Genomic DNA, 20,312 nt, shown 5'->3' on the forward strand with positions numbered 1-20,312 from the left:
CCGCCCCGGAGCTGATCCATCCGGTTCGATTCGATCCCGAAAAAGACAGGCTCGCGACGTTACCAGCGGCCTTCGGGCACCGCCACCGAATTAGCCGCGCATCCAGCCCGGTACGTCGTCACGCGGGAACTCGGCCAGCTCGGCCGCGTAGATACCTGCGTCGACAGGCATCGACCAGGCCGGCTCGGTCTCGTAGTCGAAGTCGGTCGCGAAGTGCCCGTCCGACGTGACGCTGATCGACGCCGTCAGCCAGGTGCCCTTGCCCGGTTGGTACATCTTCCGCCGCAGTGCCTCGAAGTGGTCCTCGAGTCCGTCCGGCAGCGGCTCCAGTTGCGCGCCGTCGACGGTCGCGTCGAGCTCGGCGTACGGCGTCGTCGACCGGTAGACGCCCTTCACCTCCCGCCACCCCGCGGGCAGGTCCGCGATCAACGCTCGGGCGATCGTGTCGATGGTGCCGATCTCGCTCATTCGTATCCCCGGGACGGCTGCGGTGTGGTCTCCCTGAAGATACGCCGCGGCGATCGGCTGCCGTCGTGCCGGTCCTGGACGGTCCGGCTGGACGGCCGGCGCGACCTGCCGTCCGGGTGCTTCAGGTCGATGGTCGCGTGCACCTGGACCCCGGCCGCGCGGAGCGCCTGCCAGCTCTCCTCCATCCGCCGCCAGTTCTCACTGCCTTTGACCGCACGGTTCTGCGCGCGTGACTGCGCGGTCAGATTGATCGACTCCCCCGGCCCGGCGAACTTGGTCGCGAACAGGTGGCCGCCGTCGTCGGTCCGCTGCCGGTCCGGCTCGCCCGCCTCCAGCTGGGCGTCGAGGTTTCGGCGCTCGCCGTTCTGCTCCGACGGCAACCAGCCGAGCCAGCCCTCGGCGTGGACGACGCGGCCCGCCTTGTCGGTCGCGTACAGGAACCGGTCGTCGACCAGGTAGACCGACGAGGGCTCCGGATCCATCAGGTCCGGGTTCCACCGCTCCCCTTGTCCCGACTTCTCGTGGTGGACCGCCAGGCCGGCGTACTTGGCCGGGATCAGCGGCACGGCGTCGGGGCCGTAACCGACGGAGCGGACGTCGGCCGGATCGGCAGGTTGCTCGATCCGGGCCGGCGCCCGCTCCTTAGGCATGGGACGTTTCTACCCCATCAAGGTGTCTCAGCCATCACTTTCGTTCGCCGGGATGATCGCGCCCGGTACGTCGTTCGGCGCGACGATCTTGGCCTCACCGGGGTACGGCGTGGACCAGTTGTGCGCCTCGTACCAGTCGTAGTGGTTCATCTGCGACGGGTTGGCGTAGTCGGCCTTCGCGTTCGGACCGGTCGTGTGCTGCTGGTCCTTCCACGCCGACCAGGTCGCCGCCATCGAGCTCATCGCGGCGGGGACCGTTGCCGAAGGCACCGGTGCGACGTTCGGGTTCTGCGCCGCCGGCACGTCCGCGCCACAGGTCGGCAGCGGGTTGACGCCACCGGTCAGCGAGGTCCGGTTCGGGAGCGCGGTGAACGGCGTGAGGTTCGGCTTGTTGGTGAACGCGCCGAACATCGGGGTGGCCGCGGTGTCCTTCTGGTTCATCGGCTTCATCCCGAGGATCTGCTCGATCGTCCGGATCATCGTGATCTGCGTGTAGTAGTGGCTGTCGACCGCACCGTGCTGCGCGTACGGGCTGATGATCTGGATCGGCGCCCGGTGACCGTCCACGTGGTCGAGGCCGGCCTGCGAGTCGTCCTCGACGATGAAGATCGCCGAGTCCTTCCAGTACTTGCTGTGGGTGATCGCGTCAACGGTCCGGCCGACGGCCAGGTCGTTGTCGGCCACCTGCGCCGGGCCGTTCGCCGTCCCGCCGGTGTGGTCGTTGGAGTACCAGAACATGTTCAGGTTCGCCGGACCGTTCTTCTTGAAGTCCTTCTCCCAGACCTGTTCCTTGTAGACGTCCGGCACCGTGGTGTCGAACTGCGGGAAGCCCTGGACCGCGACCTTGTTCAGTGACGGGATCGCCGAGCCAACCTGGATCGGGTACTTCGTGTCGGCGCCGCCCTGCATCTGCTTGGTGTCGCAGTACAGGTTCTGCCAGCTCGCACCGGCCGGCTTCTGCTCGATCGACAGGAACTCGCCGTAGTCCTTGACGGTCTTGCCGGCCGCCTGCACCCCGGTCCAGAGGAAGCCGCTCTTCTGGTGGCCGAGGGCATCGTTCTCGGTGTCGTAGCTGCGCAGGTACTCACCGGCGGACGACTCGGTGTACTCCGGGTTGTCGGACTGCATCAGCCAGTTGTGACCCTCGGCGGAGTTCGTGCCGACGTCGTAGGTGTTGTCGTACAGCCCGAACTGCTTGGCCAGCGCGTGCTGGTTCGGCGTCACGTTCTCGCCGTACTGCGTGAGCGCCGGGTCGCCGTTGCCCTCCGGGATGTCGCCGTACACCTGGTCGTAGGTGCGGTTCTCCTTGACCAGCAGGAAGACGTGCTTGATCGTCGACGGGTCGCCGAGCTTCGCCGGGACCGCCACCGGGTTGCGGTGACCCTTGTCCGTGGCGAGCTGCGCCGAGCCCTTGGTCCAGCCGTTCTGGTCGAAGACCTGACCGGTGTACTGCTTCTGGATGGCGTGGTCGTCGGGCAGCTGGAACTTGGTCAGGCTCGACGTGGTGTCGTGCGTACCCCGGCCGGCGGCCGTGGTGTCCCGACGGGCGTCGACGCCGCGGGTGTTCGACACGACGATGTCCTTGCCGACCTGCGCGAGCTCGGCCGGGAAGTAGTCGGTCGGCAGCAGGCCGACGTAGCTGACCGGCTCCAGCGGGTTCTTGTACTTGTAGACCGCGACCGCGTTCGCGCGACCGAGCGAGACCAGCAGGTGGCCGTCGTCGGTGAGCGTGATGCCGTCCGGCTCGTAGCCGACCGATGCCTCGTTCCACGGCTGGGTGGCGATCGTCTGGGTGACCTTGTCCCACTTGGTGTTGATCACCGAGACCGTGTTGCTGGAGGTGTTCGCGACGAACACGGCGCCGTTCTTGGCGTACACCGCGGTCGGGTGCAGACCGACCGGGATGCTGCCGACGGCGGCGGACGGGTTCGTCGTGTCGATCACGCTGACCGTGCCGGTCGTGGTGATCGAGTTCTGGTTCGCGACGACCGGCGTGCCGTAGGAATCGAGCGTCGTGTCGCCGGGCTTCGCGGTCCGGCCACCCTCGTTGCTCACGTACAGCTTGCCGCCGACCATGACCAGGTCGCGCGGCGCGTTGCCGGTCGCCCAGCTCTGCTTGATCGTGCCGGTCGCGGTGTCGATCGCGATCACGCGGTTCTGGCCGTTGACCGCGGAGTACACGGTCGAGCTGTCGGCGGAGAACACGGCCTCGGCCGCTAGCGAGTGCTTCGCGCCGTCGGCCGGGATGGCCACGAACGTCGGGTTCGCGAGCGAGCCGTCCGAATTCACGGTGAACTTCCGGTAACCATCGGTCTGGCCCAGCCAGACCTGCTGACCGTCCGGCGAGTACGTCGGGCCTTCCTGGCCGATGTCGTTGCCGGGGATCTTCAGGTCCGCGGCAGCGTTGTTGCCGATGTACTGCTGGACCTTCCAGTTCTTCAGGTCGACGATCGCCAGGGCCATCCCGCCGTCGGTCACGGAAGCAGCCATGTGGCTGCCGTCCGGGCTGACCGAGGACGACATGATCTTGCCCTTCTGGAGGACGAGACGGTCGCCGAGGGGCTTGAGGTACTGGTCGGACGAAATGACCTGGCCCTTGTCGGTGACCTGGCCGACCTGGTCGTGACCGAAGCCGGTTGTCGAGGCGACCGCGGTGCCTGCGAGCGTCACTGCAACAGCCGTGGTGCCTGCTGTGAGCAGTGGTACTCTGCGCCGGAGGCGGCTCGACGAGCCCTTTTCGTCACGCCTGCGGCGGCGTGTTACCTGCATGGGAGCTATCCCTTCGGGTTGGTCTTACTTGGCAGGTAGCAGTTCGATATTGCCGTCGAACTGCCACAGTGGGTTCGGTTCGTCTCCCGATGGGGTCCGGACCAGGAAGAAGCCGTTGACTTCTTTCGGTCCGTCCCCGTCGGACACGTACCGACCGAGTGGGTTGATGTCGAGCTGGTAGATCGCCGAGCCGGCGGCCGCCACCCCCGGGATGTGCCAGCTGATGACGCAGCGCCAGTCATTGCCGGGCCCGCGCGCGGCGACCTGGTCGCCGCCCTTGGTGCACTCGGCGGCGCTCTGCAGTTGCTCCTCGGTGACATCGGCCCGATTGAGCTGCTTGGTCTGCAGACGGTAGAGATGCGCGAACTCGATCGCGACGGCCTTCTGCACCTTGGCCTGGTCGATGCCCGAACCGAAGCCGCTCACCGGAGCGATGACCGCGGTGCTGACCACGAGTAGTCCGACGAGGGGCAGCAGGCCGGCTGTCAACGCGAGGCGGCCGGAGCCGTCGTGCGTCGGGTTGGTGAAGTCACGGCGTACGAAGAGGAAGTAAGCGAGGCCGGTCGCGACGATCGCCCAGACCAGGCTGACTGCGACTCCGATCAGCAAAGGCCCGCGTTGTGCCGGGCTGGTGAAAAGACCGTTCCAGCTGATGAACGCGTAGCCGGGAAGGGCTAGCCGGAAGGCGACCGGGACCGGCAGTTGCTGGACGATCTGCATCGCCAACGCGACCACTGCCGGGAGTAGGAGGCCCATGGGCGACCGGCCGAGCGCGACCGAGCCGAGCAGGCCGATCGCCGCGAGGGCGAGGGTCGGAGTCAGTGCACACAGCCAAGCGAGGAAGACCGCCCCGGCCGCGTGCCCCGGCGAGAGCATGTGCCCGTCGAGACCGATCAGCTCGCGGTTGCCGACCACCAGCAGGCCACTGACTGTGCTGGACACGACCAACCCGATCACCAGCACGAGGATGACGGTCAGACTCGACAGTGCTTTCGAGACGAAGATGCGGCGCGGCGAGCGGACCGCCACCAGCAGGTGTCGCCACGTGCCGAGTCGGTCCTCGGACGCGAACACGTCACCGGCGATCAGCGACGTCAGCAGCGGCAGCGCCCACGATCCCGAGAAGCCCAGCAGGACAAGGGGTCCGGCCCATCCGGTCGCGTGCATCATCCGGCCGAACAGCGTGTCGACCGGGAGCGAGGCCTGCTGGCTGATGATGGCGACGAAGGCCGCCGGGGCCAGCCAGCACGCGATGATCAGGACGCGGACCCGCCACTGCGAGAGCAGCTTGACGAGCTCGAAGCGATACCCGCGCGCGACCGAGACCTTCCGGGCCACCGGGGCATCGACAGTGCTGCTGGTGGTGGCGGCGGTGGCCGTCATCAGTTGTTCTCCTGCTGCTCGGTGAGGGCGAGGAACGCGGCTTCGAGGGGCGAGACGACCGGTGCCAGCTCGCGTACTGCGATGCCGTCGTCGACGAGCCGCTTCACGAACTCGTCCAGCGACGGGATCGGCGCCGAGATGACGAGAAGCTCTACGCCGTCCTTGACGGTCCCGTCGTCGCGCAGCCGGATGCCGTTCGTCTGGCGAGCGATCCGGCGGGCAGCGGCCGGGTTCGAGGTGAGCACCCGGTAGTCGAGCTCGCTGTCCTCGGAGGCGAGCTTGCTGATCGGTCCCGAGAACGCGACCCGTCCGGTCGACAGGATCGTCACCTCGGAGCAGAGCTGCTCGACGTCGTCCATCCGATGGCTCGAGAGCATCACCGCCGTACCGTCGGCAGCCAGGCGGGTGAGTACGCCGTACACGTGCTTCTTACCGGCCGGGTCGAGGCCGTTGGAGGGCTCGTCGAGAACGAGCAACTTGGGCTTGGTGAGGAGGGCGGCGGCGAGGCCGAGGCGCTGGCGCATGCCGAGCGAGAAGCCGCGGACGCGGTCGTCGGCCACATCGGTGAGGCCGACCTGGGCGATCGCCTCGTCGATGTTCATCGTCTGGGTCTCATCGCCGCGGAGCATGGCCAGGGCGGCGAGGTTCTGTTTGGCGGTCATCGACGGGTACAGGCCGGGTCCGTCGACGAAGCCGGCGACTCCTGCCGGTACGGCGAGGGCTCGGCCGACCGGCGTACCGAGGATTTCGAGCGTGCCGCGGTCGGCGACGGCGAGTCCGAGCAACAGGCCGAGAAGCGTGGTCTTGCCGGCGCCGTTCGGTCCGACGATGCCGTGGATCTGGCCTGGTGCGACGTCGAGGTCGACACCGTCGAGCGCGACGACCTCACCGAAGTACTTGGTGATTCCGCGGGCACGGACAGCGGGCGGTGTGTCCATGGTTAATACATTAGGAAGGAATGTACGGTCAGGTGAAGACCGAACGTTAACAAATGGCGAACTAGAAGCGGCTCTTTCTGCCAAACGTCTCAGCGGGCTCTCAGTTGTCCGCTGCTCAGCGCCGCTGCTCCGGATCGACGTACAGGAAGGTCGGGCCTGCGACCGTCCGGTCGTCCTCGCTGAGCTGCATCAGCTTCAGCGCCTCGGCCTTGAGGCCGTACATCGCGCGGACGGAGTCGCGGATCAGCGTCGGCTCGCCGGTGAACGCCTGCTCGAGAACGTACAGCAGCGTGCAGTAGGAGTCGTCGAACTCCTCCTGCGCGGCGCGGATGTGCGCGTTGTCCGATCGGTGCGGGTTCGGCTGCATCGGGGACACACCTGCCGGGTCGAGCGTGATCGGCTCGCCGGTCGGACCGGATTGCGGAGTGTCGCCGCGCTGATAGCGCCGGCCGAGCTTGAGCTCCAGGAAGCGGAAGTAGTGCGCGACCTCGTCGCGGTCCGGGTGGAAGATGTCGTGGTCGCCGTCCCAGACCTCACCGCGCGACGTGCCCTCCCCCTGCTCGACGATCTCGTCCAGCGCAGCCAGCGCCGACGTGAGATCGGTGATGGGTTGCGCTGTGCCGCCGGTGTGCTGGAACGGTCCCGCCGTCACCTGACGCGCCGGGTCGCCGGAGAACACCTTCTCTTCGCCGAGCGTCTCGCACAGGTAGCGCAGACCTTCTTCGATCGCGTCGTAGAACTGCCCGATCGTCTCGTAGTGATCGCTCTCGGCCGGTGAGCCCGGTGCCTCGGGCTTCTCGAGCCGCAGGAACATCTCCAGCGCCTCCGGCCCGAACGACAACAGCGACAGCTCGACCTGACCGTGCGGCAGCCGGCGCGGGTAACTGGGAAGCATGCCCGGATAGTCCAGCCGAGGTTCACCGCCGACGGCGTTCAACAGGTTGGCCGCCAGCGAGAGGTGGATCATCTCCTCGACGAACACGCTGCTCACCAGCTCCACCGCATCTGGGTTCCGCGCCGGGTCCAGCGAGTACAGCGCACACAGGTACGGCGGGAGCGTGGCGTGCTCGAGCTCGATCGCCCACTGCAGGTGCCGGTGAAGATCGTCAAGGGTCTCGATGCGCTGGCTCATACCCGTTAAGACAGTCCAGCCCGCTCCCGTGTGACCGTCACACCGCGGCGCGCTGCGCTGTCTTGTGTGGAGAGACTCGAATACCGACTGGAAGGTGAGCTTCGATGACCGACACGACCGAGCAGCGGTCCAGCACCTGGCAGAACGCTTTCACGATGTTGCAGGAGGTTGAGCCGCCGTTCGTGCCTGACGGGTTCCACGCGATGACGGTGGTGATCGAGTACCCGGCCGGCGATCCCGGTGCGCCGCCGCATCGGCACTCCGGGCCCGCGTTCGGGTACGTCTTCGAGGGCGAGATGTTGTTCGAGCTCGAGGGTGAGGCGCCGCGGGTGATCAAGGCCGGTGAGGCGTTCTGGGAGCCGGGCGGCGACGTGATCCACTACCACGACGGCAACAACCGGTCCGACATCCCGCTGAAGTTCACCGTGACGATGTTGTGCGCGCCGGGCGGGCAGATGATCACGCTGGTCGATGAGGACGAGCTGGCTGAGCGTGCGGATCGGCGGGTGCAGGCCTAGCGGTAGGCGCGGGCTTGGAGTTCGAAGAGTTCGGCGTAGCGGCCGCCGGCTGCGAGCAGGTCGGGGTGGGTGCCGAACTCTTCGACCCGGCCGTTGTGCATGACGACGATGAGGTCGGCCATCCGGACGGTCGAGAACCTGTGTGAGACCAGGACCGTGATCCCGCCGGTCTCGGCTGCCGCGATCTTCGCTGCATCGGCGTACTGCTCGTAGAGCCGGTGTTCGGCCTCTGGGTCGAGCGCTGCCGTCGGCTCGTCGAGCAGTAACAACAGCGGACGTTCGCGCATGAACGCGCGGGCCAGCGCGAGCCGCTGCCACTGCCCGCCGGACAGCTCGACGCCATCGGTGAACTTCTTGCCCAGTTGGCTGTCCAGCCCCCGCGGCAATCCGGCGATCACCGACTCCGCATCACCGCGCACGATCGCGGTCCGTACGGCGTCCTCGTCGTCGGCACGCGCCACGTCGCCGATCGCGACGACCTCCCGCGCGGTCAGCTCGAACTTCACGAAGTCCTGGAACCCGGCCGAGAGCTGCGACCGCCACTCGTCCGGCTGGATCGTCGCGAGGTCCACGCCGTCGATCCGAATGCTTCCGGTCGTCGGGTCGTACATCCGCGCGAGCAGCTTGACCAGGGTCGTCTTTCCGGCGCCGTTCTCCCCCACCAGCGCGACCGCTGCGCCGGCCGGCAGCGTGAGGTTGATGCCGCTGAGGACCGCGGATTCCGAACCTGGGTAGGAGAATCCGACGTCCCGCAGTTCGATCCCCGAGCTGAGTCGCTCCGGGGCCGGCGTCGCGCTGGAGCGCCACGAGTTCTGCTTCGCGTACTCGCGCAGCCAGTCGTAGCGGCTGAAGCTGCGCACGACCTCGCCGACCCAGTACACGTTCTGCGCGATACCGCCGGTCATCTGATCGACCTGCGGCGCGAGGAGCAGCACGAGTACGACGTCGCCCGCGCTGGCCTGCCCGTTCCGGGCGCGGGCGACCACCCAGACGATGGCCGCGGCGTACGCGAGACCGAACACGAGCCGCACCGAGCTGTCGACCTTGCCGCCCCAGCGGGCGGCAGCGACCCGGCGGGCGAACCGCTCGGTCTGCAGCGCGAAAATTCTGTCCAGCAAGACCTTCCCGAGCCCGAACACCCGCAGCTCGAGACCTGTCCGCGGATCCTTCGCCACCTCGATCAGCCGGTCGACCAAGCGCTCCTGCGGCAGCGAATCCTCCCAGGCCTTCTGCTGCCGCGTGCTGCTCAGGTACGCCGACCAGATGCGCGCGCCGCCGAGCAACGGAAGCGCGAGCAGCACCGGATGCACCGACCCGAGCAGCGTGAGCACGGTCGCGGTGTTCGTCACCGTGGCGAATGCCCACAGCAGCACCTCGGCGCCGACGCCCATCCGCCACGCGCGCTCGCGAACCAGCTCGAGCCGGTCCGCGACATCGGGCCGCTCGTGGTGCGACAGGCCGGGGATCCCGGTAGTCACGTCCAACAGGTCCGCGTGCACGCGCCCGGCCATCCGCTCCTGCGCGGTGTCCTGCAGCGGCCAGCCCAGTCCGTCCGCGACGAACGAGACCGCAAGGCCGCCGACGATGATCCCGACGCCCAACGCGATCGTGTCCGAGCTGTCCGACGCGATCCCGTCGACGAGCCGGCTCACGCCGTACGTCTGGGCCGGTGCGGTGATGGCGCGGGCCGCGACGAGGACGGCCGAGATCGTCATCAGCCCGGGCGCCGCGCGGAACGACGTACTCAGCCAGAGCCAGAGGATGCGGAACGTCTTAGGCATCGACGGCCTCCGGTCCGGTCACATACCGCTCGGCCTGCAGCCGGAACATCGTGGCGTACTCCCCGTCCGTGGCGAGCAGCTCCTCGTGGGTGCCGTCCTCGACGATGCGTCCGCCGGACAACACACAGATCCGGTGGGCGTTGCGCACCACCGAGAACCGGTGCGAGATGATCAACGACGCCACGCCGGACGTCAGCTGGAGATACCGCTCGACCAACTCGGCTTCTGCTCGTACGTCGAGCGCCGCGGCCGGCTCGTCCAGCACCAGCACGCCCGCGCCGGAATGTACGGCGAACAACGCCCGGGCCAGCGCGACCCGCTGCCATTCGCCACCGGACAGGTCGACTCCGCCGTCGAACGTCTTGTCCAGCACGGTGTCCCAGCCCTTCGGCAGACCCCGCACGACAGCGTCGATCCCGGACTCACGGGCGACCTTGGCCAGCGTCAGCTCATCACCCGCACGCTCGACCGCGCCGAACACGACGTTGTCCGTGACCGACAGCGGGAACCGCAGGAAGTCCTGCACGATCGCCGCGACCCGCCGCTGCCACGCCGACAGATCGAGCTCCGCGAGATCGACACCGTCGACGAGAATCCGCCCGCTCGTCGGCTTGTAGGCACCGCCGAGCAGCTTCACCAACGTGGACTTGCCGGCGCCGTTGATACCGACGAGCGCGAGCGCCTCGTGCGCGTGCAGCGTGAGGTCGAGCCCGCGCAGTACGTCGACCTCTGAACCCGGGTAGCGGAAACTGACGTTCTCGAAGCGGATCTCGCGGGCCGGCATCGTCTCGATCCGATGCTTCAGGTCGGCGACCGGCTCCGGGTGCCGCTCGGCGATCGTCTGCGGCAGGTCCCGCATCGCGCGGTACGCCGAGAGTCCGCGACGGACCTGGACCACGCCGTACCCGTTGTTGGACTGACCGATCGCGAGGATCGCGGGCAGCGTCGTCGCCACCTGGGTCAGCGGCAGCGAGCCGTTCAGCGCCGCGCGGCCGACGGCGACGATCGCGATGCCGTTGGCGATCAGGCTGAGGCCGCCAACCAGGAACGACCTCTTCACGTTGCCGCGACGGCGGTCCCAGACCGCGCGGAACCCGGCCGTCCACTCGTTGATGTAGCGCTGCACCACCCAGTCATGCAGCCCGAAGACCCGCAGCTCCTTCGGCGCATCGCGCAGGCCGAGGTTGAACAGGTATTGCGCGCGGCGCTGCTCCTCGGTATTGCCCCACCAGACGTCGATCTCGCGCTCGATCATGCGACCGCCGTACCACTCCAGCAGCAGCGATATCGCGACCAGCATGGCCGCGACCCACCAGGCGAACATCGCGCCGACGATCACCGCCGAGCCGATCAGCGTGATCCGGCTGGCGAGCAGGTACGGCATCTGGCTCATGCCTTGGGCGAGGTGGAATCCGCCTTTGCCTTTCGCCCGTTCCTGCACATCCAGGACCTCGGAGTCCTCGAGGTGCTGCACACGGCGCGGACGCAGCAGCGGCTCGGTGATGCCGGTGCCGATCGCGCGGACCACGCCGGCGTCCATCGTCAGCGAGGCGACCTGCTGCAGCGCCGGGGTCAGGCTGTCGATGACGAACACCGCCAGCAGCCCGCCGAGCAGCCAGCTGAACTCGCCGAGCGGCATCGCATCGGGACGTCCGTCGATGACACCCGGAACCGCTCCGACGACGCCGCCGGTCAGCAGCGTGACCGCCATCCCCAGCAGCGAGCCGAGGACAGCCAGACCCATCGTCAGAAGGGTGCTCCCAGGTGCAACACGAACGCCGTAGCGAAGCAGAGTCAGCACTCGACCGACCGTAACCGCCCCCACCGACAGAATGCACCCGAGTTTCCGGCCGGGCCCGCAATCGGAGGAGTCAGAGGATGCCGCGGTCCGCGAACGCCTTCTGGACCACAGCCGCCTGTGAGGCGCCGTACAGTGACCGCGCGGTCGCGACCGTCTGCGTGGCCGCCGCCGCGAAACTGGTGCCCGGATCGAACCCGAACTGCGCGTCGATGATGATCCGGTCGGCAACCGCCGGGCCCAGGGCCATGCGGATCTGGTACAGCGCCTGGGACCAGATCTCGCCGTCGGCGTGCACCTCGCCGACCACGTCCTGCGGGTAGTGCTTGCCGGCGTCCAGACGACGCAAGCAGTGCGGCACCGTCGAGGTGTACGAGACCGAGTCCCAGTCCGCCACGCACGCCAGCGGTGCGTTGACCTGTACGCCGTTCTGCTTCGCGACCCAGTCGCCGACGGTCACCGCGAAGTAGTCGCCGAACGCCTCGCCGATCGACCCGGCCTCCAGGGTCGTCCCGAAGCCGGGGACCTGTGCGTCGTGCACGGCGTGACCGGTCTCGTGCACGATGACCTCGCCGTCCTCGGCGTCGTCCACACCGCCCTTGCCCAGCGTGATCGTGTCGTGGTCGTCGCGGGAGAACGAGTTGTCCAGGCCGTACTGGTCCACCTTGTAGTCCTGGCTCTCGGCGTTCACCGGCGGCAGGTCGCGGCCGAAGCCGAGCGACTGCAAGTACTTCTGCGCCTGGGTCCCCCAGAAGTAGGCCATCACCTGCTCGAACTGGTCGTCGTGGCGGTTGTAGAAATAGGTCCCGTCGGTGGTGTACGCCGGAGTGCCGGTCGCGCTGCGCACGTTCGCCCAGGTGCCGCGCAGGTAGCCCGACCCGTCCAGGTCGGTCAGCGTCACCTCGTAGTACTGGCCCTGCGGGACCGCGGTCGCCGAATCCTTCTGGTCCGTGAGCGATTCGTCACCGCTCGACTGCACCGGGTTGGGAATGAACACCAGCGCTTTCGCGGTGGTGCCGCCCGTCGGTGGTTTCGCATCGGCGGCGGGTGCGGCTACACCGGCAGCCAGGGCCAGCACGGCCGCCGAGGTCAACGCAATACTCGTACTCCAGGTCTTCGACGGCATAGCCCGCTCCGGTCCAGCTCGCAGGGAAAGTTGCTTCCACACGGTAAATCGAGGTTCCCGGCGGGGGAAGATGTCGTCAACGATGTCGTGCCGGAGGGGGTGTGATGGCCGGACTTCTTGTCGAGACGAAGCTGTATCGGCCGCGGAGTCGCGAGGGGCTGGTGCATCGACCGCGGCTCGACGAACGCCTGCTGCGCAAGGACGGCACCGCGCTCACGCTGGTGTCCGCGCCGGCCGGCTTCGGCAAGACCACACTCGTCTCGGCGTGGGCCGCCGATGACGCGGCCTGGGTCTCGTTGGAGGAGAGTGACCGGGATCCCGTCACCTTCTGGACGTACGTCCTGACCGCGCTCGATCGCGCCGCACCAGGCATTGCGGAAGACGCCCTGGCGTTGCTCCAGTCCGGTCCCGCGCCGATCGAGACGGTCCTCGTCGGCGTACTCAACGAACTCAGTGTTCTGCCTCAAGAGATCGACCTTGTCCTCGACGACTATCACCTCGCCGACGGCCTGGAGATCAGCCGGGGCATGACCTATCTGCTCGACCATCTCCCGCCCCAACTCCACCTGCTCATCAGCACGCGGGCCGACCCCGCACTCCCTCTGGCACGGCTGCGCACTCGCGGCGAGCTCGTCGAAGTACGTGCCGCCGACCTGCGCTTCACGCTCGAAGAAGTGCGCAGCTACTTCACCGGGACAGGGCTCGATGCCGACGCGATCGCGACGCTCGAGGAACGCACCGAAGGCTGGATCGCCGCTCTCGGACTGGCGGCGCTTTCGTTGCGCGGCCGGAGCGACGCGAGCGGGTTCATCGACGACTTCGCCGGCGACGACCGGTACGTCGTGGACTATCTCGTCGACGAGGTCCTCGATCGCCAACCGGAGCAGGTACGCCGGTTCCTGCTCGAGACGAGCGTGGTCGATCGATTGACCGGCCCGCTGTGCGATGCCGTCACCGGGCAGCCCGGCGGCAGAGCGATGCTCGAATCGCTCGAGCGCCAGAACCTGTTCGTCGTACCTCTGGACGATCGTCGGCAGTGGTACCGCTACCACCACCTCTTCGCCGACGTACTGCGGGCGCGTCTGCTCGCCGAGCGCGGCGACATCGCGGAACTGCACCGACGCGCCGCCCAGTGGTACGACGATGCGGGCGACACAGTGGCGGCCGTGCACCACGCCGTCGCGGCCGGAGACGTGGACCATGCCGCGGACCTCGTCGAGCTCGCCGTCCCTGGGCTCAGGCGCGAACGGCAGGAGGCCACGATCCGGCGCTGGCTCGACGACATCCCCGACGACGTCGTACGGCGGCGGCCGGTGCTCGCGATCGGATTCGTCGGGGCCTTGATGGCCAGCAACGAGTTCGCCGGAGTCGAGCAACGGCTCCAGGACATCGAGCGACAGCTCTCTGGCGACGACTTCGTGGTTGTGGATCGCGAAGAGCTCGAACGCCTGCCGAGCGCGATCGAGACCTACCGGGCAGCACTCGACCTCATTGCCGGCAATCCGGTCGGCACGATCGAGCACGCCGCGGTGGCGATCCAGCTCGCCCTCCCCGGCGACGACCTGACCACGTCGGCCGCCTCGGCGCTATCGGCTCTAGCCTCCTGGGCCGGTGGAGATATCGAGTCCGCCCACCGCGGGTACGCCGCTGCTGCGGCAGGGCTGGAACGCGCCGGCCACATCGCCGACGTCCTCGGCTGCTCGGTCACACTGGCCGACCTCGAGATCACCCAAGGCCGGCTCCGCCAAGCCCAGGCGACGCTCGAACGAGCCCTGGACCTCGCCGGCCCTGGCATGCGCGGCACCTCCGACATGTACGTCGGTCTGAGCCGGATCGCCTGGGAACGGAACGACCTGGACGCAGCCACCGACTACCTGCGTCGAGCCGAGGAGTTGGGCGCCGACCTCCCGCAGAACCCGTACCGCTGGCGGCTCGCGATGGCCCGTATCCGCGAGGCCGAAGGGGATCTCGACAGCGCACTCGAGCTGCTCGACGCGGCGATCAAGGTGTACGTCGGCGACTTCTCACCGAACGTCCGCCCGCTGACCGCCGTACGAGCACGACTGCTGATCAGGCGAGGCGACCTCTCCGCGGCGCAGGAGTGGGGAGAGAGCCTGCCTGATGAGTTGTCCTATCTGCACGAGTACGAACACGTGACGTTGGCCCGGCTCATGATGGCCCAGCGCAAGGACGCCGTACCGCTTCTCGGAAGGCTGCGAGCCGCCGCGGAGAACCGGACCGGCAGCCTGATCGAGATTCTCGTCCTCCAGGCACTCGCCGCCCGCGATCCTGCCCCGCTGGAGCGAGCGCTGGCGCTGGCCGAACCCGAGGGATACGTCCGCGTCTTCATCAGCGAAGGCACCTCGATGCTGCAGCGGATCCGATCGCCGTACGCGCGAAGGCTCCTGGACGCGGCCGGTCGACCCACACACGTGAGCACCCCGCAGACGCTCATCGATCCGCTGAGCGATCGCGAGCTCGACGTACTGCGGTTACTCACGAGCGAACTCGACGGTCCGTCGATCGCACGGGAGCTCGTGGTGTCGCTCAACACCGTGCGTACGCACACCAAACACATCTACACCAAGCTCGGCGTGAACAACCGCCGCGCGGCGATCCGGCGGGCCCATCAGCTCGGTCTCCTCACCCGCTGAAGATCACCACATGATGTGATGCGCGGTCACCAGGCCCGCTCCTACTTTGCAGGCATGAACCACGAATCAGCCTGGTACGAGATCCGCCTCCAAGGGCGCATCGATCCCCGGTGGGCCGCGTGGTTCGACGGACTGACCGTCAGTGCCCGCACCGACGGCACCACCGTCATCCACGGCCACGTGGCCGACCAGGCAGCCCTGCACGGACTGCTCCAGCGACTCCGCGACCTCGGTCTGCCGTTGCTCTCGGTCGACCGGGTCGATCCCGATCAAACGCAAAGGAAACTGTCATGACGATCACCGCACCTGCTCCGACCACCACCGTCGGCACCACCGATCCGGACCGCGGCCACGCCCGCGCCGCCGGAATCTTCTACCTGGTGACCTTCGCCGCCTCGATGCCCGCGCTGTTCCTGATCGGGCCGGTACTGAACAACCACGACTACATCCTCGGCGCCGGACAGGACACCCGCGTGCTGTGGGGATGCCTGCTCGACTTCGTCAACGCGATCGCCGGCATCGGCAGCGCCGTCGCGCTGTTCCCGGTGATGAAGCGGTACAAGGAGTCCCTGGCGCTCGGCTTCGTCACCTCACGGACGCTCGAGGCGGCCGTCATCATGATCGGCGTGGTCAGTCTCGTCGCCGTCGTCACCCTGCGACAGGATCTCGCGGGCGCTCAGGGCACCGACTCCGCCGCGCTCGCCACCGTCGGCCAAGCTCTCGTCGAGGTCCGCAACTGGACCTTCCTCTTCGGCCCCGGCATGATGCCCGCGATCAGCGCGATCCTGCTCGGCACCCTGATGTACCGCTCCCGCCGCGTCCCGCGCTTCATGCCGATCATGGGCCTCATCGGCGCACCGCTGCTGCTCACCGCCAACATCCTGACCGTCCTCGGCCACAACACCCAGCTGTCCGCGCTGTCGGGGATCGCCACCGTTCCGGTCGCCCTCTGGGAGCTGTCGATCGGCCTCTACATGACCTTCAAGGGTCTCAAGCCCGCCGGTCTCAACCAGTGATCTGCGCGGCGTGCGCCTCGGCGTACCCCGCCGCGGCCAGCCGGTCGAGGGTCCTCTCCAGTACGGCGGTGTCCTCGAGCGTCCGCACCTCGGTGATCTTGCCCCACCGGATCCGCAGGAACTGATGAACGACATTCTCGTACGTCGAACCGTCCACGACGCCCACGTGGACGGTGACTGCTGTCGCGACGCGCGTGTTCCACGGCCAGCCGTTGACGAGCACGTCCCGCACCTCGAAGCGGGTGTTCGGCAGCAGCCGGAAGCACCGCTCCCACCAGCTCCGCAGCGCGTCATGAGTACGGCGCTCGCCGCCCAGCGCGTGATCCCCGTAGAACCGGTACGTGAACGACGGCGCCATCCCGGCCACCATCGCCTCCCAGTTGCCCGCGCTGATCTGCGCGAACGCGTTCCGCACCTGCCGCGCCACGATCCGGTGGTAAATGCCCATACGACTACCCTAGGGTGAGTGAGTTCAATGCCGCAACTGACTACACTCAGGGGCATGCGGAACACCAGCTTCGCCTCGATGCACTGCTCGCTCGCCCAGTCCCTGGAGCTGATCGGCGACTGGTGGACGCCGCTGGTGCTGCGCGATCTCTACCTCGGCCTGAACCGGTTCGACCAGTTCGTCACGGACCTCGGGATCTCCCGCAATCTCCTCACCGATCGGCTCACGACCCTCGTCGACGGCGGCCTGGTACGACGTACGCCGTACCAGCAGAACCCGGTCCGGTACAGCTACGAGCTGACCGAGGCTGGGCAGGAGCTGGTGCCGATCCTGATCGCGCTGACCGCGTGGGGCGATCGGTGGGCAACTCCCCCGGGCGGCCAGCCGCTCCGGTTCACGCACAGGACCTGCGGCAAGGTGACGACGGCAACGGTGTGCTGCTCGGAGTGCGGCGAGACGCTGGAGATGGACGACGTCATGCCTTCGCCTGGACCGGGCGGGCGGACAGCGCCCGGCACGGCACTCATCGAAAGCGTGCTGTCAGGACTCAAGCCGAAGGCGTAGCAGCTCGGCGAGAGGCAATGATTCGCCGTCGCGGGCGCCCTGGCCGACGATCAGCGGCGGGTCCGACGGTACGACGTGCACCCCGGCGACGCGGGCCTTCAAGCTCGCCGGTACGCCAAGGATGTAGAAGTTGCCCTCGACATCCACGGCGAGCGCGCGGTTGCGGCGCAGGTACCACCCGGTGAGGTTGGTCCGGTAGCTCGTATTCGTCCCGACGACCGGCGCGCGCAACAGCTCCGGCTCGACGCCGCGTTCGCGGAGCGTCGCGATGAAGTCGGTGAGGAGCTGACGGGCCTGAGCGGTCTCCGAGGCCTTCCGGCGTTCGAGCGCAGCCGCATGCTCGACCGCCGCCTGCCGCCGTTCATCGCGCCAACTCGTCACGCCCCAACCCTAGGCGACCTCAGTCGACGCAGAGACAGAACGGGTGCCCCGCCGGATCCAGGAGGACACGGAACGTCGTCCCGGGCTGGTGCTCGGGCTTGGTCGCCCCCAGCTTCAGCACCTCGGCCTCTGCCTCGTCCAGGTCACGGACCATGACGTCGAGGTGCATCTGCTGCGGCACGTCCTGACCCGGCCAGGACGGCGCCTTGAAGTCCTCCACCTGCTGGAACGAGATGCAGTTACCCCCGTCCTCCGGCTTGATGTCGGCCCAGCCATCGCGAGCCTCCACCTTCCAGCCCAGGATCTCGGCGTAGAACCGGCCCAAGACCCCGGCATCGGGACAATCCATCACAAAGCTCGGGTACATAGCGATCATGGCCCGAACCCTACTGACCATTCCGGACAATCCACGCCCGGAACTCGAACCAAATCAGCCCTGAGTTCCAACTCGGCCGACGAGCATCTGCCAGGACCGGTCCAGCCCCGCGGCCAGGCAACCGGCCACCACGGATTCGCGGCCGAGGACGCTGGCTTTGACGTCGGGCATTACTGGGGCGAGTTTGTGGAGTTGCTGGGAGACGGCTTCGAGGAAGCCTGGTGCTTGTCCGATGCCGCCGCCCAACACGACCAACTCAGGATCCACGACGGTGATCACCGTGCACACGGCCTTGGCCACCAGCATTGCTTCTTCGGCGACGACCGCGGCTGCAACTGCGTCACCACGAGCAGCGGCAGCGAATACCTTCTCCGCCGTCGACGCCCCACGGATTCCGGCCCGCCGGGCTGCTCGCACGACGGCCGCCGCCGATGCCGACGCGTCGAAACCGCCGCGTTTGCGGGCATCCCGCGGATCGCTACCGCTGCCCTCGGTGAACGGCAGGTACCCGATCTCCCCCGCTACCCCGTGCGATCCGTGCCGAAGTTTCCCGTCGAGAACGAGTCCCATACCGATTCCGGTACCGACCGAAACGAAGGCGAAGCTGTCGACGTTCCGACCGTGTCCGTGCACCCGCTCGGCGATCGCGGCGGCATCGACGTCGTTCTCGATCATCAGCGACGCACCGAACCGGTCGCGTAGCGCCGCGAGCGTCGCCGGTGAATCCCACCCGGACAAGCGGCCCGTCAGTGTCAACGCATCGAGTCGCGGATCGTAGACACCGGGAGACCCGAGCACGGTCTGGCTCAGCTGCGTGACGTCGATCCCCGATTCAGTCGCCAAGGTCGTGCTCAGGTCGGCGAGCTCCTGGATACGAGCCATCGCGTCGCCGGCCTTGGTCCGGACACTCAATCGCGCACGCACAGTGCCCGCGAGATCCGAGATCGCCCCGCGCAGGTATTCCCGCCCGACATCGAGCCCGAGCACGTACCCCGCGTCCGGCCGCACCTCGTACAGGCTGGCCGCCGGCCCCGGTACGCCGGTGCGCTGGCCAGTCACGTGCACCAGGCCGGTCCGCTGGAGCGAGCCGAGCGCCGCCGACACGGTCGGCTTCGACAATCCGGTCAGGCCGGCGAGCTCCGTCCGCGAGATCGGTCCGGATCGCCGGATGTGATCGAGCAGCACCTGTTCGTTGATCTCGCGGATCAACTGCGGGCGTGCCGCGGATGCGCCTGGCGCAACAACCGTCACGTCGACCCCCTCGCTGTTAACAACTCGGCCACCAACTCGTAGTTAAGCCTTGTGGTCCGTTGGTTGTTAAGTTAGTTTCCTATCGATTCTATTGGTTGGCCCGAGGAGGTGCCACCCCTGTGGTTCCAACGCCGGTCGTCCTCGGACTCGACTTCGGCGGGACGAAGATCGCCTTGGCGGTCAGCGACCTGTCCGGCCGTCGACTGGGAACACGGACCATCGACAGCCGCGCCGAGTCCGGTGGCGCTACTGAAGCCATGGCCCGCGGCCTGACCGCTGCCCACGAGCTGCTCGCCGAGGTCGCCCCCGGCCAGGAGCTCGCCGGTGTCGGCGCGGCCACGCTCGGCATCCCGTACGACGACCGCGTGGAGCTGGCTCCCACCTTCCCGGGCTGGGACGATCTTCCGTTCGGGCGGCTGGTGCGGGACGGCTTCCCCGGCGTACCGGTGCGGCTGGCAACCGATGTGAAGGCGGCCGCGGCGGCCGAGCTGCGCTGGGGCGCACTCGCCGACTGCGACCCCGGGCTGTACGTCAATCTCGGCACCGGTCTCGCGATCGCGATCGTTGCCGGTGGCACCGTGATCACCGGCGCGCACGGCGCGTCCGGCGAGATCGGCTACAACTTGCGCTCGGCCGGCGACGTGTACGTCGACGCGGACGAACGCACGATCCTGGAACACGTCGTCAGCGGTCAGGCACTCGAGACCACCGGGTCCGCCCGGCTCGGGCAGCCGGTCACGGCCGCCGACGTCTTCACGATGGCGCGGACCCAGCCGGACGCCGCCGTCCTCACCGACGAGTTCGTCCGGGAGCTGGCGATGCACCTGGCCAACCTGGCCATCGCGGTCGATCCGGTTCGGATCGTCGTCGGCGGCGGCCTGGTTCGTTCCTGGGACCAGATCGAAGCCGGCCTGCGTCGCGCCCTCGACGCAGCCGTCCCGTTCCCACCGGAGTTGTCGGTGGCCCGGTTTCCTTCGGACGCTCCGCTGATCGGGGCGCTCGCCCTTGGCGTCGAGGCAGCGGGAGTTGTCCTCGGCGCAGAAGCATTCGCATGAGCAG

General features: G+C 68.0%; 19 protein-coding genes. 6 read left to right on the top strand and 13 right to left on the bottom strand.

What is annotated here, in order from left to right:
- Window positions 1–90: 90 nt before the first annotated feature.
- The 6 genes from ACQPYH_RS24675 to ACQPYH_RS24700 all read right to left on the bottom strand — a co-directional run bounded on the left by ACQPYH_RS24675 (window position 91) and on the right by ACQPYH_RS24700 (window position 7,340).
- The gene (locus tag ACQPYH_RS24675) at window positions 91–468 is read right to left on the bottom strand and encodes a hypothetical protein (RefSeq protein WP_432875709.1); all 378 of its coding nucleotides are present in this window, start codon (window positions 466–468) and stop codon (window positions 91–93) included.
- Window positions 465–1,118: a DNA/RNA non-specific endonuclease gene (locus tag ACQPYH_RS24680; RefSeq protein WP_432875710.1), complete on the bottom strand. Its 654-nt coding sequence runs from the start codon at window positions 1,116–1,118 to the stop codon at window positions 465–467. Before ACQPYH_RS24680 ends, ACQPYH_RS24675 begins: the two co-directional genes overlap by 4 nt.
- Window positions 1,119–1,145: 27 nt before the next feature.
- Entirely contained in the window at window positions 1,146–3,788 is a 2,643-nt protein-coding gene (locus ACQPYH_RS24685) for an alkaline phosphatase family protein (RefSeq protein ID WP_432875712.1), read from the bottom strand.
- A 123-nt stretch (window positions 3,789–3,911) separates the two neighbouring features.
- Window positions 3,912–5,270 (bottom strand): ABC transporter permease, encoded by a 1,359-nt coding sequence (locus ACQPYH_RS24690; RefSeq protein WP_432875715.1) that lies wholly within the window; start codon window positions 5,268–5,270, stop codon window positions 3,912–3,914.
- Window positions 5,270–6,208, bottom strand: coding sequence for an ABC transporter ATP-binding protein (locus ACQPYH_RS24695; protein ID WP_432875718.1), 939 nt, complete (start codon window positions 6,206–6,208; stop codon window positions 5,270–5,272). Before ACQPYH_RS24695 ends, ACQPYH_RS24690 begins: the two co-directional genes overlap by 1 nt.
- 115 nt (window positions 6,209–6,323) lie before the next feature.
- Window positions 6,324–7,340 carry a ferritin-like domain-containing protein gene (locus ACQPYH_RS24700; RefSeq protein ID WP_432875721.1) on the bottom strand — a complete coding sequence of 339 codons (1,017 nt, stop codon included), beginning with the start codon at window positions 7,338–7,340 and terminating at the stop codon, window positions 6,324–6,326.
- A 104-nt stretch (window positions 7,341–7,444) separates the two neighbouring features.
- On the opposite strand from ACQPYH_RS24700, the gene ACQPYH_RS24705 reads away from it, so the two are divergent.
- Window positions 7,445–7,858, top strand: coding sequence for a cupin domain-containing protein (locus tag ACQPYH_RS24705; RefSeq protein WP_432875724.1), 414 nt, complete (start codon window positions 7,445–7,447; stop codon window positions 7,856–7,858).
- Here the strand turns inward: ACQPYH_RS24705 and ACQPYH_RS24710 are convergent.
- The 3 genes from ACQPYH_RS24710 to ACQPYH_RS24720 all read right to left on the bottom strand — a co-directional run bounded on the left by ACQPYH_RS24710 (window position 7,855) and on the right by ACQPYH_RS24720 (window position 12,563).
- Window positions 7,855–9,639, bottom strand: a complete 1,785-nt coding sequence (locus ACQPYH_RS24710; RefSeq protein ID WP_432875726.1) for an ABC transporter ATP-binding protein — start codon at window positions 9,637–9,639, stop codon at window positions 7,855–7,857. The two genes, ACQPYH_RS24705 and ACQPYH_RS24710, sit on opposite strands and share 4 nt — an antisense overlap.
- Entirely contained in the window at window positions 9,632–11,383 is a 1,752-nt protein-coding gene (locus ACQPYH_RS24715; RefSeq protein ID WP_432875728.1) for an ABC transporter ATP-binding protein, read from the bottom strand. Before ACQPYH_RS24715 ends, ACQPYH_RS24710 begins: the two co-directional genes overlap by 8 nt.
- 127 nt (window positions 11,384–11,510) lie before the next feature.
- Window positions 11,511–12,563: a M4 family metallopeptidase gene (locus ACQPYH_RS24720; protein ID WP_432875731.1), complete on the bottom strand. Its 1,053-nt coding sequence runs from the start codon at window positions 12,561–12,563 to the stop codon at window positions 11,511–11,513.
- 104 nt (window positions 12,564–12,667) lie between these two features.
- Between ACQPYH_RS24720 and ACQPYH_RS24725 the strand changes: the two genes are divergently transcribed.
- Genes ACQPYH_RS24725 through ACQPYH_RS24735 form a run of 3 tightly spaced genes read left to right on the top strand, consistent with a single transcriptional unit; the run spans window position 12,668 to window position 16,233 of the window.
- Complete coding sequence (locus ACQPYH_RS24725; protein ID WP_432875733.1) at window positions 12,668–15,217, top strand: LuxR C-terminal-related transcriptional regulator; 2,550 nt, start codon at window positions 12,668–12,670, stop codon at window positions 15,215–15,217.
- 54 nt (window positions 15,218–15,271) lie between these two features.
- Entirely contained in the window at window positions 15,272–15,511 is a 240-nt protein-coding gene (locus tag ACQPYH_RS24730; RefSeq protein WP_432875736.1) for a hypothetical protein, read from the top strand.
- Window positions 15,508–16,233: a DUF4386 domain-containing protein gene (locus ACQPYH_RS24735; protein ID WP_432875739.1), complete on the top strand. Its 726-nt coding sequence runs from the start codon at window positions 15,508–15,510 to the stop codon at window positions 16,231–16,233. Before ACQPYH_RS24730 ends, ACQPYH_RS24735 begins: the two co-directional genes overlap by 4 nt.
- Here ACQPYH_RS24735 and ACQPYH_RS24740 read toward each other — a convergent pair.
- Entirely contained in the window at window positions 16,223–16,681 is a 459-nt protein-coding gene (locus ACQPYH_RS24740; protein ID WP_432875742.1) for a nuclear transport factor 2 family protein, read from the bottom strand. The genes ACQPYH_RS24735 and ACQPYH_RS24740 overlap by 11 nt on opposite strands.
- Window positions 16,682–16,735: 54 nt before the next feature.
- Between ACQPYH_RS24740 and ACQPYH_RS24745 the strand changes: the two genes are divergently transcribed.
- On the top strand, window positions 16,736–17,245 hold the full coding sequence (locus tag ACQPYH_RS24745; RefSeq protein WP_432875744.1) for a winged helix-turn-helix transcriptional regulator: 510 nt from the start codon (window positions 16,736–16,738) through the stop codon (window positions 17,243–17,245).
- On the opposite strand, the gene ACQPYH_RS24750 is transcribed toward ACQPYH_RS24745, so the two are convergent.
- From ACQPYH_RS24750 to ACQPYH_RS24760, 3 genes are read right to left on the bottom strand one after another with little or no spacing between them, the layout of a single operon-like run.
- Entirely contained in the window at window positions 17,222–17,626 is a 405-nt protein-coding gene (locus ACQPYH_RS24750) for a hypothetical protein (RefSeq protein ID WP_432875747.1), read from the bottom strand. The two genes, ACQPYH_RS24745 and ACQPYH_RS24750, sit on opposite strands and share 24 nt — an antisense overlap.
- A 19-nt stretch (window positions 17,627–17,645) precedes the next feature.
- A complete protein-coding gene (locus tag ACQPYH_RS24755) occupies window positions 17,646–18,002 on the bottom strand; it encodes a VOC family protein (RefSeq protein ID WP_432875750.1) in 357 nt (118 codons plus the stop codon).
- A gap of 54 nt (window positions 18,003–18,056) precedes the next feature.
- Window positions 18,057–19,253, bottom strand: a complete 1,197-nt coding sequence (locus ACQPYH_RS24760) for an ROK family transcriptional regulator (protein WP_432875753.1) — start codon at window positions 19,251–19,253, stop codon at window positions 18,057–18,059.
- Window positions 19,254–19,372: 119 nt separating this feature from the next.
- Between ACQPYH_RS24760 and ACQPYH_RS24765 the strand changes: the two genes are divergently transcribed.
- Window positions 19,373–20,308, top strand: coding sequence for an ROK family protein (locus tag ACQPYH_RS24765; RefSeq protein ID WP_432875755.1), 936 nt, complete (start codon window positions 19,373–19,375; stop codon window positions 20,306–20,308).
- Window positions 20,309–20,312 lie beyond the last annotated feature (4 nt).

It is taken from the genome of Kribbella sp. CA-245084, assembly GCF_050942355.1.
Classification (GTDB): Bacteria; Actinomycetota; Actinomycetes; order Propionibacteriales; family Kribbellaceae; genus Kribbella.

Coding starts and splice junctions, on each gene's coding strand:
- ACQPYH_RS24700 (WP_432875721.1), bottom strand. CDS start 7,340: ATGAGCCAGCGCATCGAGACCCTTGACGATCTTCACCGGCACCTGCAG.
- ACQPYH_RS24715 (WP_432875728.1), bottom strand. CDS start 11,383: ATGGGTCTGGCTGTCCTCGGCTCGCTGCTGGGGATGGCGGTCACGCTG.
- ACQPYH_RS24745 (WP_432875744.1), top strand. CDS start 16,736: ATGCGGAACACCAGCTTCGCCTCGATGCACTGCTCGCTCGCCCAGTCC.
- ACQPYH_RS24720 (WP_432875731.1), bottom strand. CDS start 12,563: ATGCCGTCGAAGACCTGGAGTACGAGTATTGCGTTGACCTCGGCGGCC.
- ACQPYH_RS24690 (WP_432875715.1), bottom strand. CDS start 5,270: ATGACGGCCACCGCCGCCACCACCAGCAGCACTGTCGATGCCCCGGTG.
- ACQPYH_RS24735 (WP_432875739.1), top strand. CDS start 15,508: ATGACGATCACCGCACCTGCTCCGACCACCACCGTCGGCACCACCGAT.
- ACQPYH_RS24730 (WP_432875736.1), top strand. CDS start 15,272: ATGAACCACGAATCAGCCTGGTACGAGATCCGCCTCCAAGGGCGCATC.
- ACQPYH_RS24705 (WP_432875724.1), top strand. CDS start 7,445: ATGACCGACACGACCGAGCAGCGGTCCAGCACCTGGCAGAACGCTTTC.
- ACQPYH_RS24710 (WP_432875726.1), bottom strand. CDS start 9,639: ATGCCTAAGACGTTCCGCATCCTCTGGCTCTGGCTGAGTACGTCGTTC.
- ACQPYH_RS24680 (WP_432875710.1), bottom strand. CDS start 1,118: ATGCCTAAGGAGCGGGCGCCGGCCCGGATCGAGCAACCTGCCGATCCG.
- ACQPYH_RS24755 (WP_432875750.1), bottom strand. CDS start 18,002: ATGATCGCTATGTACCCGAGCTTTGTGATGGATTGTCCCGATGCCGGG.
- ACQPYH_RS24675 (WP_432875709.1), bottom strand. CDS start 468: ATGAGCGAGATCGGCACCATCGACACGATCGCCCGAGCGTTGATCGCG.
- ACQPYH_RS24725 (WP_432875733.1), top strand. CDS start 12,668: ATGGCCGGACTTCTTGTCGAGACGAAGCTGTATCGGCCGCGGAGTCGC.
- ACQPYH_RS24695 (WP_432875718.1), bottom strand. CDS start 6,208: ATGGACACACCGCCCGCTGTCCGTGCCCGCGGAATCACCAAGTACTTC.
- ACQPYH_RS24740 (WP_432875742.1), bottom strand. CDS start 16,681: ATGGGCATTTACCACCGGATCGTGGCGCGGCAGGTGCGGAACGCGTTC.